Origin of the sequence: Pseudomonas sp. FG1 (assembly GCF_034313875.1) — a bacterium.
Lineage (GTDB): Bacteria > Pseudomonadota > Gammaproteobacteria > Pseudomonadales > Pseudomonadaceae > Aquipseudomonas > Aquipseudomonas veronii.
Genome location: NZ_JAVIWP010000001.1, coordinates 4,435,252 through 4,452,086, shown reverse-complemented (window position 1 = coordinate 4,452,086; position 16,835 = coordinate 4,435,252). Strand labels below are relative to the sequence as shown.

The window sequence follows — 16,835 nt, the reverse complement described above, 5'->3', positions numbered from 1 at the left end:
ATCTTTGAAACCCTACCCTATTCATTGCGTGTCGATCGTCATCCCGGTCTACAACGAACAAGAGAGCCTGCCTGAATTGCTGCGTCGCACGACGGCAGCCTGCAAGCAACTGGCCTACGAATACGAAATCATCCTGGTGGATGACGGTAGCCGCGACAAATCCGCCCAATTGCTCGAAGACGCCGCCGCCGAAGACGGCAGCAATGTGGTCGCGGTGATCCTCAATCGCAACTATGGCCAGCATGCGGCGATCATGGCCGGTTTCGAGCAGTGCCGGGGCGATGTGGTGATTACCCTCGACGCCGACCTGCAGAACCCCCCGGAAGAAATCCCGCGCCTGGTGGAACAAGCCGCGCTGGGCTACGACGTGGTTGCCACCGTGCGCAACAACCGCCAGGACTCGGCCTTCCGCCGCTGGCCGTCGCGCCTGATCAACCTGGCCGTGCAGCGTTCGACCGGCGTTGCCATGAGTGACTACGGCTGCATGCTGCGCGCGTACCGCCGCACCATCGTCGACGCCATGCTCGCCTGCCGCGAACGCAGCACGTTTATTCCGATCCTGGCCAACGGTTTTGCCCGTCACACGACTGAAATCCTCGTACACCATGCTGAGCGCGAACACGGCGAATCCAAATACAGCGCCATGCGCCTGATCAGCCTGATGTTCGACCTGCTGACCTGCATGACCACCACCCCGCTGCGCCTGCTGTCCATCGTCGGTTTCAGCCTGGCGGGCCTGGGCGTGCTGTTCGCCGTTGCGCTGATCGTCCTGCGCCTGGCCTTCGGCGCCCAATGGGCCGGCGGCGGCACGTTCGTGCTGTTCGCGGTGCTGTTCGTGTTCACCGGCGGCCAGTTCATCGGCATGGGCCTCTTGGGTGAATACCTGGGCCGCATGTACAGCGATGTGCGCGCCCGCCCCCGGTTCTTTATTGAAAAAGTGCTGCGCAACCAACCGGCAGCACCGGCACCCGTGGTCGTCGTTGACGGCATGGTGTCCTCCCATACCACCACTACTTCCCCTTCCGATCAGGTTTCGTCATGAATTCAAAAGCTGTTGTCTTCGCTTACCACGATATTGGCTGTGCTGGCATTGAAGCCCTGCTGACTGCCGGTTACGACATTGCTGCCGTGTTCACCCATGCCGATGACCCCAAGGAAAACAATTTCTACGGTTCCGTCGCGCAACTGTGCGCCCGCAAAGGCATCCCGGTGCATGCACCGGAAGACGCCAACCACCCGCTGTGGATCGAGCGCATCGCCAAGCTCAACCCGGATTTCATCTTCTCCTTCTACTACCGCAACCTGCTGAGCGAACCCCTGCTGGCCATCGCCCGCAAAGGCGCGTTCAACCTGCACGGCTCGCTGCTGCCGAAATACCGTGGCCGCGCGCCCGCCAACTGGGTGCTGGTCAAAGGCGAAACCGAAACCGGCGTGACCCTGCACCGCATGGTCAAGCGTGCCGATGCCGGCGCGATCCTGGCCCAGCAGAAAGTCGCGATCGAGCGTTCCGACACCGGCCTGACCCTGCACGCCAAACTGCGTGACGCCGCCAGCAGCCTGCTGCGCGACGCCTTGCCGCAACTGGCCGCAGGCAAACTGGCGGAAACCGCCCAGGACGAAAGCAAGGCCACTTATTTCGGCCGCCGCACTCCAGCGGATGGCAAGTTGGAATGGCAAAAACCGGCTGAAGAACTGTTCAACCTGGTACGCGCCGTGACGCAACCGTACCCGGGCGCTTTCTGCGCCGTTGGCGAGCACAAGCTGATCGTGTGGCAAGCCGAAGTGGTCCAGGGCAACGAAGGCCTGGCGCCTGGCCGCGTGATCAGCGTCAACCCGCTGCGCATCGCGTGCGGTGAAGACTCGCTGGTGATCAAGTTCGGTCAGCGCAACGACAACGGTCTGTACCTGGCCGGCCCGTCCCTGGCCAACGAATTGGGCCTGGTAGACGGTTCCGTCCTGCGCGGCGCCGAGTCCGGCCGCAAGCCACGTCGCACCCGTGTGCTGATCCTGGGCGTGAACGGCTTTATCGGTAACCACCTGTCCGAACGCCTGCTGCGTGACGACCGTTACGAAGTCTACGGCCTGGACATCGGCTCCGACGCCATCGAGCGCCTGCGCAGCCACCCGAACTTTCATTACGTGGAAGGCGATATCAGCATTCACACCGAGTGGATCGAGTACCACATCAAGAAGTGCGACGTGGTCCTGCCGCTGGTGGCCATCGCTACCCCGATCGAATACACCCGCAACCCGCTGCGTGTGTTCGAGCTGGACTTCGAAGAGAACCTCAAGCTGGTGCGCTACTGCGTCAAGTACAACAAGCGCGTGATCTTCCCGTCGACTTCTGAAGTCTATGGCATGTGCCAGGACCAGTACTTCGACGAAGACACCTCCAACCTGGTGGTCGGCCCGGTCAATAAGCAACGCTGGATCTACTCGGTCTCCAAGCAACTGCTGGACCGCGTGATCTGGGCCTACGGCGCCAAGGGCCTGAAGTTCACCCTGTTCCGTCCATTCAACTGGATGGGCCCGCGCCTCGACCGCCTGGACTCGGCACGTATCGGCAGCTCCCGTGCGATCACCCAGTTGATCCTGAACCTGGTGGAAGGTACGCCGATCCGCCTGTTCGACGGTGGCGAGCAGAAACGCTGCTTCACCGACATCGCCGACGGCATCGAAGCCCTGGCGCGCATCATCGATAACGACAACGATGCGTGCAACGGCCAGATCATCAACATTGGCAACCCGGAAAACGAAGCAAGCATCCGCCAGTTGGGCGAAGAACTGCTGCGTCAGTTCGAAGCTCACCCGCTGCGCAGCAACTTCCCGCCGTTCGCCGGTTTCCGCGACGTGGAAAGCAAGGCGTTCTACGGCCCCGGTTACCAGGACGTGGCCCACCGCAAACCAAGCATCGAAAACGCCAAGCGCCTGCTGAACTGGGAGCCGACCGTGGAGATGAGCGAAACCATCGGCAACACCCTGGATTTCTTCCTGCGTGAAGCCATGCTCGAAATCGCGGACAAGCGCTGATGCAGGCAGGTCTTCGCATTGATGTCGACACCTACCGCGGCACCCGCGAAGGCGTGCCACGGTTGCTCGAGTCCCTGGATGAAGCCGGGGTAAAAGCAACGTTCTTCTTCAGTGTCGGGCCGGACAATATGGGGCGCCACTTGTGGCGCCTGATCCGCCCGCAATTTCTGTGGAAGATGCTGCGTTCCAACGCCGCCGGCCTGTATGGCTGGGATATCTTGCTCGCCGGCACCGCCTGGCCGGGCAAGCCGATCGGCCGCGACCTGGGGTACTTGATGCGCCAGGCCAAGGCCGCCGGGCATGAAGTCGGCCTGCACGCCTGGGATCACCATGGCTGGCAGGCCAACGCCGGACGTTGGAGCGACGCACAGTTGATCGAGCAGGTCCGACGCGGTGTGGACACCTTGAGCGACATCCTCGGTGAACGTATCGACTGTTCAGCGGCCGCCGGTTGGCGCGCCGATGAACGCGTGGTGCAAGCCAAGCAAGCCTTCAACTTTCGCTACAACAGCGATTGCCGGGGCACCAGCCTGTTTCGTCCGACCCTGGCCGATGGCAGCGCGGGCACCCCACAGATTCCGGTAGACCTGCCGACCTTCGACGAAGTCGTCGGGCCGGTGGTGGCTGCCAAGGATTTCAACGGGTTCATTCTCGACCGCTTCGCAGAGTCGAAGCTGAACGTCTACACGATCCACGCAGAAGTAGAAGGGATTCTGATGTCCAACGATTTTCGCCAGTTGCTCGCCCAGGCAGGGCAGCGCGGCATCCATTTCAAACCGCTGGGCGATCTGCTCCCGGCGGACGTCTCCACCCTGCCCCAGCAACAACTGGTGCGCGGCGCCCTGAGCGGCCGTGAGGGTTGGCTCGGAGTGCAGCAGGCATGATCCGCCGTTGGGCGCTGCCCCTGCTGCTGTTGGCATTTGGCGCATTTTATCTGTTGCCCCTGGCCACCCATGGCCTGTGGATTCCGGATGAAACCCGCTATGCACAGATCAGCCAGGAAATGCTGCTGACCGGCAAATGGGCGTCGCCGCATTTCATGGGCATTCGTTATTTCGAAAAACCGGCTGCCGGTTACTGGATGATCGCGCTGGGCCAGGCGATCTTCGGGCAAAACCTGTTCGGCGTGCGCTTTGCGTCGGCCTTGAGTACCGGGCTCAGCATTCTACTGGTGTACTGGGTGTCGCGCCGGTTGTGGAATGACCCGCACAAGAGCCTGGTCAGCACAGTGCTGTACATGAGCTTTTTCAGCGTCGTGGCGCTGGGCGGTTATGCCAACCTGGACCCGCAGTTCACCTTCTGGGTCAACCTGACCGGCGTGGCGCTGTGGTTTTGCTTCGACAGCACCACCCGCAACGGTCGCGTCGGGTCCTGGGCGCTGCTTGGGGTTGCCTGTGGCATGGGTTTCATGACCAAAGGCTTCCTCGCCTGGCTGCTGCCGGTGCTGATCGCCCTGCCCTACGCGATCTGGCAGAAGCGCTTGCGCGAGCTGCTCGGTTACGGCCTGGTCGCCGTCGCCGTGGCGATTGTCATCAGCCTGCCCTGGGCGCTTGCGGTGCAGAGTCAGGAGCCGGATTTCTGGAACTTCTTCTTTTGGCATGAGCATATCCAACGCTTTGCCGGCGCAGACGCGCAGCACGCCGAACCATTCTGGTACTACCTGCCGCTGCTGGTCGCATTCAGCCTGCCGTGGCTGGCGCTGTTGCCGTCCACCGTCAAGCAGGCCTGGCAGCAGAAGCGCGCGCCCGGCACCGCATTCCTGCTGTTGTGGCTGCTGATGCCGCTGGCACTGTTCAGCCTGGCCAAAGGCAAGCTGCCGTCCTACATCATGCCGTGCCTGCTGCCGCTGGCGTTGCTCATGGGGAACGCGCTCACCGACAAACTGGCCCAGGCCCGTGACCGTGCCTTGCGCATCAACGGCTGGCTGAACCTGATCCTCGGTGTCGTGGCCTTGCTCGCGCTGACGTGGTTCCAACTGAAAAAACCGCTGTACGAACACGGCCAGGAAACCCTCAGCCTGGTGCTGGTATTCACCGGCCTGTTCGGCTGGATCATCGCCAACCTGTTGCAGGTTGCACGCCCACTGAAACTGTGGGCCGCACCGGCGCTGGGCAGCTGGTTGCTGTTGGCATTGGCCCCGGCCGCACTGCCCCATTCGGTGGTGTACAACAAGACGCCGGATCAATTCATCATCGACCACCTGCAGGAACTGCAACCGACATCCGCCCTGCTCAGCAATGACCTCGGCGCGGCATCGGCCTTGGCCTGGCGCCTGCAACGCACCGACATCACCCTCTATAACACCATCGGCGAAGTGAAATACGGCCTCGCCTACCCGGACGCCGCCCAGCGCAAGGTCGACATGACCCAGGTCCAGCAATGGATGAACGAGGCCCGCCGGCAAGGCTCTGTGGGCGTGGTGATGCGCGTCAAGGGTGACGAGGAGATCGCCGAAGTGAACCTGCTGCCCCCGGATGGCAAGCGCTATGAGCAAGGCAATATCGTGATCCTGATTTTCCCGCAGGTTGCGCCATGATCACCCTGTTCCTGTTATTGGCCGCCTGCCTGCTCACTTGCATGGGCCAGGTCGCTCAGAAGTTCGCCGTGGAAAGCTGGCGCGACCAGCCTGACGGTTGGGCCCTGAAACTGCGCTCAGCCTGGTTGTGGGCCGCGCTGTTGTGCCTGGGTTTTGGCCTGTTGGTCTGGTTGCTGGTGCTGCAGCGCCTCGAAGTCGGGATTGCCTACCCGATGCTCAGCCTCAATTTCGTCTTGGTCACGTTAATGGCGCGCTTCGTATTCAAGGAGCACATCGACACTCGGCATTGGCTGGGCGTGGCGCTGGTGATTGCCGGCGTCGTGCTGCTGGGGCGCCAGGTATGAGCCGGGCTCGCGGGTTTGCCTTCGCCCTGGGCAGTGTCGGCCTGGTCAGCGCCGCCCAGTTGGGGATGCGCTGGAGCATGACGCGCCTGCCCCTGCCGGACGAATGGCTCGGCGCATTCAGCAGCAACGCCATCGACCTGGGCGCCCTCGGCGTGGTGAGCCTGGCAATCCTCGCTTATGCGCTGTCGATGCTGTGCTGGCTCTGTGCGCTCAAGGATTTGCCCCTGGGCCGCGCCTATTCGCTGCTCAGCATCAGCTACGCGCTGGTCTACCTGTTGGCCGCCAGCCTGCCGGTGTTCAACGAACATTTTTCGCTTTCAAAAACCCTGGGGGTGGCCTTGGTCATCCTCGGTGTACTGGTTATTAACTCTCGTCGTGCTAGCACAGCAAGCCCCAGGAATGCCCCATGAAAATCAGTGTATTTGGTAGTGGTTACGTCGGTCTGGTACAGGCCACTGTATTGGCCGAAGTCGGTCACGATGTCATCTGCATGGACGTTGATCAACACAAGGTCAGGCAATTGCAGCAGGGCCATGTGAGCATTTTCGAGCCAGGGTTGGCGGCGATGGTCAAGGAGAACCTTGAAAGCGGACGATTGAGCTTCACCTTCGATGAAAAGCTCGCTGTCGAACATGGCGAAGTGCTGTTTATCGCGGTGGGTACGCCGTCGGATGAAGACGGTTCGGCGGACTTGAAATACGTGCTGTCGGTCGGCGATGCGGTTGCCCGCCATCGCATCGAGCCGGTGATCCTGGTGGAAAAATCCACTGTACCCGTCGGCACCGGCGACACCTTACGCGCCCATATCGAAAAGGCCCTGCACGGGACCGGCCGGCACCTGGAGTTCGATATCGTCTCCAACCCGGAATTTCTCAAGGAAGGTTCGGCGGTTGCCGACTGCCGCCGCCCGGACCGCATCATCATCGGCTGCGAGCGTGAAGCAGTGCGCGAAGTCATGCGCGACCTGTACGCGCCCTTCAACCGCAACCACGATCGCATCATCTTCATGGACCTGCGCAGCGCCGAACTGACCAAGTACGCCGCCAACTGCATGCTGGCCACCAAGATCAGCTTCATCAACCAGATCGCCGAACTGGCCGAACACCTGGGGGCGGACATCGAAGCGATACGCCTGGGCATCGGCGCCGACTCGCGCATCGGCTATCACTTCATCTACCCAGGCTGCGGCTACGGCGGCTCGTGCTTCCCCAAGGACATGCGCGCCCTGATCCACAGCGCCAAGCAGGCCCATTGCTCGAGCGACCTGCTCGAAGCCGTCGAAGCGATCAACCAGCGCCAGAAGAGCAAGCTGTTTGAGCGCATCAACGCCTTCTTCAAGGGCGACCTGCGCGGCAAGACCTTCGCCCTGTGGGGCCTGGCCTTCAAGCCCAACACCGACGACATGCGCGATGCCCCGAGCCGCGTGTTGATGGAAGCGCTGTGGGCAGCCGGCGCCAATGTGCGCGCGTTTGACCCGGAAGCCATGCAGGAAACCCTGCGGATCTACGGCGACGACCCACGGTTGATGCTGATGGGCACTCCGGAATCCACCCTGAGCGGCGCCGATGCGCTGATCATCTGCACGGAATGGCAGCAGTTCAAGGCACCGGACTTCGACCTGATCCACCAACGCCTGAACACTCCGGTGATCTTCGATGGGCGCAACCTGTACGACGGCGAGCGCCTGGCGCGCAAAGGCTTCCAGTACTTCCCGATGGGCCGTGGCGACTCCTGCCAGTTGCCGATTCCCCAGCAACAGTGGGTGCCGCAAGCAGGGGAAGCCTGACAAGTGAACGATCAAATGCCCCAACTGATGAACGCAGCGATCCGGCGCCAGTCGCTGGGGTTGGCGCTGCTGGCGTTGCTGTTATTCATCGCCGGTAACTGGCACCAGGCAATCATCGGGTTTGACTCGCGCTTCGTGGTATTCGCCCAGGAGATGCTGCGCCATGGGCCGAGCTTCTTCCCCACGACCTACGGGCAACCGTATGCCGATTACCTGGCGACCTCGACGCTGATGACGTGGCTGCTGTCCTTGCCCCTGGGCCAGGTCAACAGCTTCACGGCCTGGTTGCCGACGTCCATCGCTTCGGCGCTGATCGTCATGCTGGTGTATCGCCTGACGGCGCCCTACTCCCAGCGCTGGGGCCTGCTGAGTGTTGCGCTGCTGTTGCTCAGCAGCACGTTTATCAGCGAAACCCGCGCTGTGTCGCTGGACCAGATGCTCGCGGCCGTGGCCCTGACGGTGTTCTACCTGGGTTATGCACATGATCACTTCGGCGCCGCCAAGCGCTTGCATTGGCTGTACCTGCTGTTGATCGTGGGCTTTGCGATCCGTGGGCCGATTGGCCTGGTGATTCCCACGGGCGTGCTGTGCAGCTACTTCCTGATCAACCGCCAATGGCGCCAACTGTTCAGCTTCGGCCTGTTGGCCCTGGCACTGCTGGGGGCGTGCGTCGGCCTGCTGTTGCTGCTGGCCAAGCTCAGTGGCGGCGAAGCGTTCATGCAGGACGTGATCCGCATGCAGTTCCTCGGGCGGATGGATGGCAGCGAAGGCTCCAGCGGTGCGTTGTATTACTTCAGCAGTTCCCTGGGAAATTACGCGCTGGCTTACCCGCTGGCGTTGCTGGTGCTGCTGGCGATAGCGCTGGGCGGCCGACGCGCACCTGATCCAGCGTTGCAGTTGGTGCTGTACTGCGCCGCGGCCGGCTTGCTGGTGATGCTCGGCTTGTCGGTTCCCCAGGCGAAGAAAGCGCGTTACGTGCTGCCGATGCTGCCGATGGCGGCCATTATTGCGGCGTATCCGTTTCAAGTCGCCCACGGCCGGTTGTTCGGCTGGCTGCGCGGCTTGATGCTGAGCCTGTGGACCGTGTTGCCTGCGTTGCTGATCGCCGGGCTCTGGATGGCGCGCCCGCGTTACCCGGAGCAGTTGGCGCACATCGGCTGGGTGTTGGGCGTGCTTGGCGTGCTTCAAGTGCTGGCGTTGGTGGCAGTGTTCCAGGCACGCCTGCGCATGCTGGCGCCGGCGCTGACCGCCGTGCTGGCGGTATGGACCACCTATATTTGGGTGGTCGAGCCACTGGAGCGTAGCCTCTATGACACGCGTACCTTCAGCCTGCAAGTCCAGGCCCAGGTCAACCAGCAACCGGCGCCCGTCGTGCTGCATGCGCTGGGCAAAGATGCCAAAGCCATCAAGTTCATCGTCAACCTCGATTGCGACCGAGTGCCGTTGTTCACACAGCAGCCCGCCGACCTGGCGACGTTGCAAGGCCCGGCGTGGCTGGTCATGAGCCAGGACGACTTCGAAGCCTTGCAAGACCCGCGATTGCGCTCGATCACACCGACGCTCACCGGCACGTTCGACAAGAATCCCTACGTGCTGCTGCACTTGGACAAACCCCTCCGACCTTGACCGCGCCGGCGGCAGCCGGCCAGTTGAGTCCATTATTTTTGTATTTAACCTGCATTAATATGCATTGGCGACCTTGCATCGCGCTCGGCACACTACGCAGGTTCCTCCCCCAAATGCAGGAACTTTCAAGGGCTTTTCCGGGAAACCAGACAAGCCTTTTTTTTGCCCGCTGTTTATGGAAGTTGTCGATGCTCGCTCGCTGGTTACCCGCCGCCATCAATACCCGCCCTGCCGAATGGAGCCGTGCCGCGATCGGCATGGCCTTGGGCACTCTGCTCAGCGTATGGGTCTGCGCCCAAGTGTTTGGCATGGAGGTCGCCCTGCACCTGCTTGGCCCGCTGGGCGCGTCGGCCGTGCTGCTGTTTGCCGTTTCATCCGGCGCCCTGGCCCAGCCGTGGTCGATCATCGGCAGCTACCTGTGTGCGGCCGTGGTCGCGCTGTTGGTCGCGCGGGTCCTGGGGCGCACCTTGGGCAGCGCCTGCCTGGCTGCGGGCATGACCGTGATCCTGATCTGCTGGCTGCGCTGCCTGCACCCACCCGCGGGAGGCCTGGCGATGACGCTGGTACTGGCCGATCCGGCCTCGGCGGCGCTCGGATGGCAGGAACTGCCGGTGGTGATGCTCGGCGCCGGAGCGCTATTGACCTGCGCACTGGCCTACAACAATGCCACCCGCACGCGCTATCCCAAAGGTGCAAGCGAGTCGCCGACAGCGATCTTTAAGGATGCCAGGGCCGCGCGCGACCCGGCGATTACCGCCGCCGACCTGAAGCTGGCATTGGCCGAGATGGAACAGTTCTACGATGTGGAACCCAATGAACTGGAACAGTTGATCCACGCCGCAGAAACCCACGCGCGCCGCCGCAGTATCGGTGAGGTGCTGGCAAGCCGTGTCAATTGAGCCCATGTATGGCGCACGACGAGTGGCGTGTCCACAGAGTTGCGACGCAGTACACGGCGGCTAAAGTTCTAACTATGTCAGTGGTTCACTTGAGGTCTGGAACGCCGTAACCCAGTAGCGAAGACACGCAGAGTCTGGCTGAGGGTTACGGCATGAACGAATGTCTGCAACACCTGCTTCGCACCCCATTATTTGCTGCTCGAGAACGTCACCACCTCCCCCTCAGGGCCTACATGGACCTGACCATCAGGCGTATGCACGCCATTTTCAATGCCGGGGTGATCAACAATGACATGTGGCTCGGCCAACCGGACGAATCACATTTCAGGGCGCTGTGCGAACAGATCGGCGTGATCGGTGCCTACGATTACGCACTGTATTCCTCGCTGGTCGACCACATGATCGCCGCCAACGCCTTACTGACCCAGGGCAGCCCGGAGCAAGTGGCGCGCTACCGCGATGAAGTCATTCAGATGCGCGCTGTGTATGCCTTTGGCTGCACTGAAATCGCCAGCGGCTCCGACGTGCGTAACCTCAAGACAACCGTTACCTACGATCCTGCCCGGCACTGCCTGGTGCTCGACTCACCGTGCGCCGGCGCCTGTAAGTACTGGATCGGCAACAGTTTGTATGCCGCCCAGGTGGCGATGGTACTCGCGCGATTGCAGGTCAATGGCGAAGACCAGGGGCACCACTGGTTTCGCGTGGTGATTCGCGACGCGGAGAACGGCCCGTTGCGCCCGGGTGTCAAGGTCATGGCTTGCGACCCCAAGGGCGGCATTCACGCCAATCAGGTCGGCGGTTTGCGCTTTTGCCAGATGCAGCTGGACACCGACGCCTTGTTGCAACGCCACGCCAGGTTTACCCGCAACGGCCAGTTCGTCAGCGACCTGCCCAAAAACGAACGCTTTATCAATGCACTGGAGACGTTCCTCCAGGAGCGCCTGCTGTTGATGGCCGCCTCGCGCCTTGGCGCGGGATTGAGCGCGCACCTGGCCTATCAATTCGCCCGCCACCGCCTGACACAGGCCGGCCCGCTACTGGGCAACCCGCTGTTTCGCCAGCGCTTGTACAACGTCCAGCTCAAGGCATTGGCCCTCAAGTATCTTGAGCAAGCCATCCTCGAACGCTTCGAAGCGCAATGGCCGCAGACCGAACGGCGCAAAGACCTGCACATTCTCGCGGCATTAAGCAAATGCATCGGCACCTGGATGGGCCTGGAAGTGATCGCCCAGTGCCGTGAGTTGTGTGGTTCACAAGGGTTTCACCACTACAACCAGATCGTCACCCTGCGCATGGACTTCGAGATCAGCCCGACATTCGCCGGGGACAACAGCGTGATGGCCTACCAAGTGATCAAGGATGCGCTGTCCCGTCCGCGATTTGACCGGGTTGCGCCCTGTAACCCGGGCCAGGCAATCGAGCGGAGCATTGTCCGGCAGTGCCGGGACGCCGGTGATTTTTCCCACCCGCAAGCGGTGGGGCTGACTTACGCCCGCGCCCTCGATCTGATCATTCAGGCGCTCGAAGGCCAGCCGCTCGAACCGGGCCTGCTGCGCGACTTGATTGCAGTGTTTGTCGCCTATTTGCACCGCTGGGGCCTCGCTCACGATGACGAACCGTGCGCCAGCATTGCGCGCATTGCCTGCCTCGGCGACTGGCTGAAGCCGCCTGACGAGCTGGTCGACGCGCCTATCGCGAAAGCCGACTACATCCAGCAGTTCACCCGCGCATTGTATGAGGATCAATAACCATGAACCCTCAAGGCAAACCCGACTTCCGCGACCCCGACACGGTTCGCGATCCCTACCCGGCCTACGCGTTTCTACGCACCCATCATCCCGTGTATTGGAGTTCCCAGCACAAGGCGTGGATGCTGACCCGCTTCGATGACGTCTTCAAAGCGCAAAGCGACGCCACCCGCTACTCCTCGGATCGGATACGCCAGTTGGTAAACGCGCAACTGCCGCCCGAAAAGCGCGCGATGTACGAGCCCTTTATTGAAAAAGCATCGCGCTGGATGTACGCCCAGGATGGCAAAGTCCATGAGGCCAGCCGCCATCTGCTCGGCCGCGCATTCACGCCGCGCTCGATTGAAGCGCTGCGGGCAGACGTCCAGGCGGTTACCGATGAACTCCTCGCCACAGTGGGCCCTTCCGCCGAACTGATGAGCCGTCTGTTCAATCAGGTGCCGGCCAGAGTGCTGGCGATGCTCTACGGCATCCCCAAAAAAGATGCGCTCAAGCTGCGGCGCTGGACCGATGTGATCCTGATGTTTCTGGTCGGCAACCTTGACCCGGCGAATACTCCCGGCGCCGCCGCGCAAGGCCTGGAGGAGATGTATGCGTACTTCGGCAACCTGATCGAGCGACGCCGGCAGGCCCCGCGTGACGACTTGGTCAGCCGTGTCATTGCCGCCGCCGGCCCCGACACGAGCACAGACGATCTGCTGGCCCAGGTGGCCTTTGTTCTGGTGGCTGGCTACACCACCAGCGCCGATATGCTGGGCATCGGCCTGTGGTACTTGTTGACCAACCCTGCCCAACTGAACGCACTGCTGGCCGATGGTTCGTTGATGAAACCCGCGATCGAAGAAATGCTGCGCATTGATCCGTCGGGGCAGTTCAGCCATCGCGTCGTGACGCAAGATATCGAACTCAGAGGCCAGACCCTGCGCAAAGGCGATCTGGTGTACCTGATACGCGCCGCTGCCAACCGCGACCCGGCGCACTTCGCCGACCCGGACCGCTTCAACATTCAACGCGCGAAAAACGACCACCTGGCCTTTGGCCGTGGCGTGCATTTCTGTCTGGGCCCGGCGCTGTTCCGGCTGGAGGCCGAGGTGGTGTTCAGCAGCCTGCTCAAGCGCTTCCCGAACTTGCGCCTGCTGGAGAAAAAGCCGCCGGTGTGGCGTACCAGTAACCTGCAGTTCCGCGGCTTGAAAACCCTCCACGTCGAACTTGAACCGATTCCAAAAGGCGCATCGATCCAGCGCTGCTTTTCCGCCGCTCCCTGGGAGAAAAATGGCGGTTACTGCCGTGCCTTGCGCGTCGGTGAAACCATCGTCACCAGTGGCACGGTAGCCTTCGACGAGCAGGGCAACCCCTACGCCAGCGACGATGTGTACTTACAGACCCGTCGCTGCCTGGAAATCATCGAAGCGGCGCTTAAACGGCTGGGCACCGATCGCACCCGAGTGATTGCCACACGCATGTACACCACCAACGTGAAGTGGTGGCCGCAAATCGCCCAAGCGCATAAGGAGTTTTTCGAGGGCTGCGAACCGACCACCATGTTGTTGGGCGTCAAGGCGCTGATAACCCCGGACTACCTGGTGGAAATCGAAGCCCAGGCACAGGCACCTGAGGCCAGGCCATGAGCCCCGAGCAGGCACGCCGGGAAGTGCGTGATGCGGTGGTGATGGATGTCAGCGACCTGACCCTGGCCACACCGGGGCAGCCGGTGGCCGTGAGGCTGTACCGGCCGGCCCGTCCTGCGCCGGCCGCGGTGCTGATGTATTTCCACGGCGGCGGCTGGGTTACAGGCGACCTCGATACCCACGACAGCTTTTGCCGGGTGATGGCGGAATGGGCCGGCTGCGCCGTGGTGGCGGTGGACTACCCGAGGCCACCGGAACAACGCTTCCCCGCCGCAGTAAAAAGCTGTTACGCCGCCACGGTCTGGATCGCCCGCCACGGTGCCAGCCTGGGCTTGGACACTCGGCGTATCGCCGTGGCGGGCGGTGGCTCGGGCGGCGGGCTTGCCGCGGTGATCGGCCAAATGGCCAGGGACCTGGGCGAGGCGCACATCGGTTTTCAATTACTGCTCTACCCGCTTCTCGACTGCCTGGCGCGCAATCGTTCCCGACATGACTTCGCCACAGGCTTCGGGCTGACGGCCGAATTGCTGGAGTGGTACGTGAGCCACTACGTACCCGCCGATACGCCGCGGGCGCATCCTTGGCTTTCACCGGCCCGCGATCCGTGCCTGCAGGGCTTGCCTGCGGCCTTGATCATCACCGCCGGCTGCGATCCGCTGCGCGATGAAGGGCGCGCCTTCGCACGGCGCTTGAAAACCGCCGGGGTGCCGGTGCGGCACAAAGAGTACCCAGGCATGCGCCACGGGTTTATCAACCACCCCGCTGCCGAGCCTGCGGCCAGGCGGGCCGTGCTGCTCTGCGCCGAGGCTCTGGCCGGCTACTTTCATCCTTCGGCGGCCTGATCGCCGGTTCTGCATAAATGCAAAAACGACCTGCATGATTCCCGGTTGTACTGGGCAAATTTGCACTGGTACGATCGCGGGAGCGTTCGTCCCCGAACATATTGATAAAGAACAATAAAAGCAGGGAGTTACAGATGACTGCTCAGGTTTCATCCGAGGCAAGCCACGCCGACAGGCTTCAGCAAGAGGTTCTGGCCGACGTTCGCAACCATATTGGCCACCTTACCCTCAATCGCCCCGCCGGCTTGAACGCCATCACCCTGAACATGGTTCGCAGCCTGACCGAACAGCTACAGGCATGGGCAGACGATCCCCAGGTGTACGCCGTGGTCCTACGCGGTGCCGGTGAAAAAGCCTTCTGCGCGGGCGGCGATATTCGCTCGCTTTACGACAGCTTCAAGAACGGCGACAGCCTGCACCAGGATTTCTTCGTCGAGGAATACGCCCTCGACCTGTCCATCCACCATTACCGCAAACCGATACTGGCCCTGATGGACGGTTTTGTCCTCGGCGGCGGCATGGGCCTGGTGCAAGGCGCGGATCTGCGCGTGGTCACCGAACGCAGCCGCCTGGCGATGCCGGAAGTGGCGATCGGTTACTTCCCCGACGTCGGCGGCAGCTACTTCCTGCCGCGCATTCCTGGCGAACTGGGCATTTATCTGGGCGTCACCGGCGTGCAAATTCGCGCGGCCGATGCGCTGTACTGCGGGCTGGCGGACTGGTACCTGGACAGCACCAAACTGGCCGACCTCGACCAGAAACTCGACCAGCTGTTGTGGCAAGACTCCCCTCTCAAGGACCTGCAAGGCGTGTTGGCCAAGCTGGCCGTGCAACAACTGCCGGACGCCCCGCTTGCCGCCTTGCGCCCCGCTATCGATCATTTCTTTGCCCTGCCGGACGTGCCGAGCATTGTCGAACAACTGCAGCAAGTAACGGTTGCCAACAGCCATGAATGGGCGCTGACCACGGCTAACCTGATGCAAACCCGTTCGCCGCTGGCCATGGCCGTAACCCTGGAAATGCTGCGGCGCGGGCGCCGTTTGCGGCTGGAGCAGTGTTTCGCCCTGGAACTGCATCTGGATCGCCAGTGGTTCGAGCGTGGCGACCTGATTGAAGGCGTCCGCGCCCTGATCATCGACAAGGACAAGAGCCCGCGCTGGAACCCGTCGACGCTCCATGGGCTGGACCCGAGCCACGTGGAAAGCTTCTTCCACAACTTCACGCAGGTTGCGAGATAAGCCATGCAAGATATTGAATATACTGAAGAACAGATCATGATTCGCGACATGGCGCGCGACTTTGCCCGTGGCGAAATCGCCCCTCACGCGCAGGCCTGGGAAAAAGCCGGCTGGATCGATGATGCCCTGGTGGCGAAGATGGGCGAACTGGGCCTGCTGGGCATGGTGGTGCCGGAAGAATGGGGCGGCACCTATATCGATTACGTGGCATATGCCTTGGCCGTGGAAGAGATTTCCGCCGGCGACGGCGCCACAGGCGCCTTGATGAGTATCCATAATTCAGTGGGTTGCGGGCCAATCCTCAACTACGGCACACCTGAACAGAAACAAACCTGGCTGGCCGACCTCGCCAGCGGCCAGGCCATCGGCTGCTTCTGCCTGACCGAACCGCAGGCCGGCTCCGAAGCCCACAACCTGCGTACCCGTGCCGAACTGCGCGACGGCCAGTGGGTGATCAATGGCGCCAAGCAGTTTGTCAGCAACGGCAAGCGCGCCAAGTTGGCGATTGTGTTTGCGGTGACCGATCCGGAACTGGGCAAGCGCGGCATTTCTGCCTTCCTGGTGCCGACCGACACGCCGGGGTTCGTGGTCGACCGTACCGAACACAAAATGGGCATCCGCGCCTCGGACACCTGTGCCGTCACCCTCAACCAGTGCAGCGTGCCTGAGGCCAACCTGCTGGGTGAGCGCTGCAAAGGCCTGGCGATTGCGCTGTCCAACCTGGAAGGCGGGCGCATCGGCATTGCCGCTCAAGCCCTGGGCATCGCCCGTGCTGCGTTTGAAGCGGCGCTGGCGTATGCCCGTGACCGCGTGCAGTTCGACAAGGCCATCATCGAGCACCAGAGCGTGGCCAACCTGCTGGCCGACATGCAAACCCGGCTCAATGCCGCACGCTTGCTGATCCTGCACGCCGCACGCCTGCGCAGTGCGGGCAAGCCGTGCTTGTCGGAAGCGTCCCAGGCCAAGCTGTTCGCCTCGGAAATGGCCGAAAAGGTCTGCTCCTCGGCGATGCAGATTCATGGCGGGTATGGGTATCTGGAGGATTATCCGGTGGAGCGCTACTACCGCGATGCGCGGATCACGCAGATCTACGAGGGCACCAGCGAGATTCAGCGGATGGTGATTGCACGGGAGCTGAAGAACTACCAGCTCTGA

The 16,835-nt window shown here is 62.2% G+C and carries 14 protein-coding genes; all 14 read left to right on the top strand.

Annotated features, from left to right (window positions below):
• Positions 1 to 4: 4 nt before the first annotated feature.
• The 14 genes from arnC to RGV59_RS20350 all read left to right on the top strand — a co-directional run bounded on the left by arnC (position 5) and on the right by RGV59_RS20350 (position 16,835).
• Positions 5 to 1,042, top strand: a complete 1,038-nt coding sequence (gene arnC, locus RGV59_RS20415; RefSeq protein WP_032804319.1) for an undecaprenyl-phosphate 4-deoxy-4-formamido-L-arabinose transferase — start codon at positions 5 to 7, stop codon at positions 1,040 to 1,042.
• Positions 1,039 to 3,030, top strand: coding sequence for a bifunctional UDP-4-amino-4-deoxy-L-arabinose formyltransferase/UDP-glucuronic acid oxidase ArnA (gene arnA / locus RGV59_RS20410; RefSeq protein ID WP_126585238.1), 1,992 nt, complete (start codon positions 1,039 to 1,041; stop codon positions 3,028 to 3,030). The genes arnC and arnA overlap by 4 nt, the downstream gene beginning before the upstream one ends.
• Positions 3,030 to 3,914: a 4-deoxy-4-formamido-L-arabinose-phosphoundecaprenol deformylase gene (arnD, locus tag RGV59_RS20405; RefSeq protein WP_126585237.1), complete on the top strand. Its 885-nt coding sequence runs from the start codon at positions 3,030 to 3,032 to the stop codon at positions 3,912 to 3,914. The genes arnA and arnD overlap by 1 nt, the downstream gene beginning before the upstream one ends.
• Positions 3,911 to 5,566: a lipid IV(A) 4-amino-4-deoxy-L-arabinosyltransferase gene (gene arnT / locus RGV59_RS20400; protein WP_126585236.1), complete on the top strand. Its 1,656-nt coding sequence runs from the start codon at positions 3,911 to 3,913 to the stop codon at positions 5,564 to 5,566. Before arnD ends, arnT begins: the two co-directional genes overlap by 4 nt.
• Positions 5,563 to 5,910, top strand: coding sequence for a 4-amino-4-deoxy-L-arabinose-phosphoundecaprenol flippase subunit ArnE (gene arnE, locus RGV59_RS20395; protein WP_017846250.1), 348 nt, complete (start codon positions 5,563 to 5,565; stop codon positions 5,908 to 5,910). Before arnT ends, arnE begins: the two co-directional genes overlap by 4 nt.
• The gene (gene arnF / locus RGV59_RS20390) at positions 5,907 to 6,320 is read left to right on the top strand and encodes a 4-amino-4-deoxy-L-arabinose-phosphoundecaprenol flippase subunit ArnF (RefSeq protein WP_046489489.1); all 414 of its coding nucleotides are present in this window, start codon (positions 5,907 to 5,909) and stop codon (positions 6,318 to 6,320) included. Before arnE ends, arnF begins: the two co-directional genes overlap by 4 nt.
• Positions 6,317 to 7,696, top strand: coding sequence for a UDP-glucose dehydrogenase family protein (locus RGV59_RS20385; RefSeq protein ID WP_126585235.1), 1,380 nt, complete (start codon positions 6,317 to 6,319; stop codon positions 7,694 to 7,696). The genes arnF and RGV59_RS20385 overlap by 4 nt, the downstream gene beginning before the upstream one ends.
• A gap of 15 nt (positions 7,697 to 7,711) precedes the next feature.
• Complete coding sequence (locus tag RGV59_RS20380; RefSeq protein ID WP_102617088.1) at positions 7,712 to 9,322, top strand: ArnT family glycosyltransferase; 1,611 nt, start codon at positions 7,712 to 7,714, stop codon at positions 9,320 to 9,322.
• 188 nt (positions 9,323 to 9,510) lie between these two features.
• Positions 9,511 to 10,221: an HPP family protein gene (locus RGV59_RS20375; protein WP_017846254.1), complete on the top strand. Its 711-nt coding sequence runs from the start codon at positions 9,511 to 9,513 to the stop codon at positions 10,219 to 10,221.
• A 233-nt stretch (positions 10,222 to 10,454) separates the two neighbouring features.
• Positions 10,455 to 11,972: an acyl-CoA dehydrogenase family protein gene (locus tag RGV59_RS20370; protein ID WP_102617087.1), complete on the top strand. Its 1,518-nt coding sequence runs from the start codon at positions 10,455 to 10,457 to the stop codon at positions 11,970 to 11,972.
• Positions 11,973 to 11,974: 2 nt separating this feature from the next.
• Positions 11,975 to 13,600 (top strand): cytochrome P450, encoded by a 1,626-nt coding sequence (locus RGV59_RS20365; protein ID WP_102617086.1) that lies wholly within the window; start codon positions 11,975 to 11,977, stop codon positions 13,598 to 13,600.
• Positions 13,597 to 14,442 carry an alpha/beta hydrolase gene (locus RGV59_RS20360; RefSeq protein WP_017846257.1) on the top strand — a complete coding sequence of 282 codons (846 nt, stop codon included), beginning with the start codon at positions 13,597 to 13,599 and terminating at the stop codon, positions 14,440 to 14,442. Before RGV59_RS20365 ends, RGV59_RS20360 begins: the two co-directional genes overlap by 4 nt.
• 134 nt (positions 14,443 to 14,576) lie before the next feature.
• Positions 14,577 to 15,680 carry an enoyl-CoA hydratase/isomerase family protein gene (locus RGV59_RS20355; protein ID WP_046489483.1) on the top strand — a complete coding sequence of 368 codons (1,104 nt, stop codon included), beginning with the start codon at positions 14,577 to 14,579 and terminating at the stop codon, positions 15,678 to 15,680.
• A gap of 3 nt (positions 15,681 to 15,683) precedes the next feature.
• Positions 15,684 to 16,835, top strand: a complete 1,152-nt coding sequence (locus RGV59_RS20350; protein ID WP_102617085.1) for an acyl-CoA dehydrogenase family protein — start codon at positions 15,684 to 15,686, stop codon at positions 16,833 to 16,835.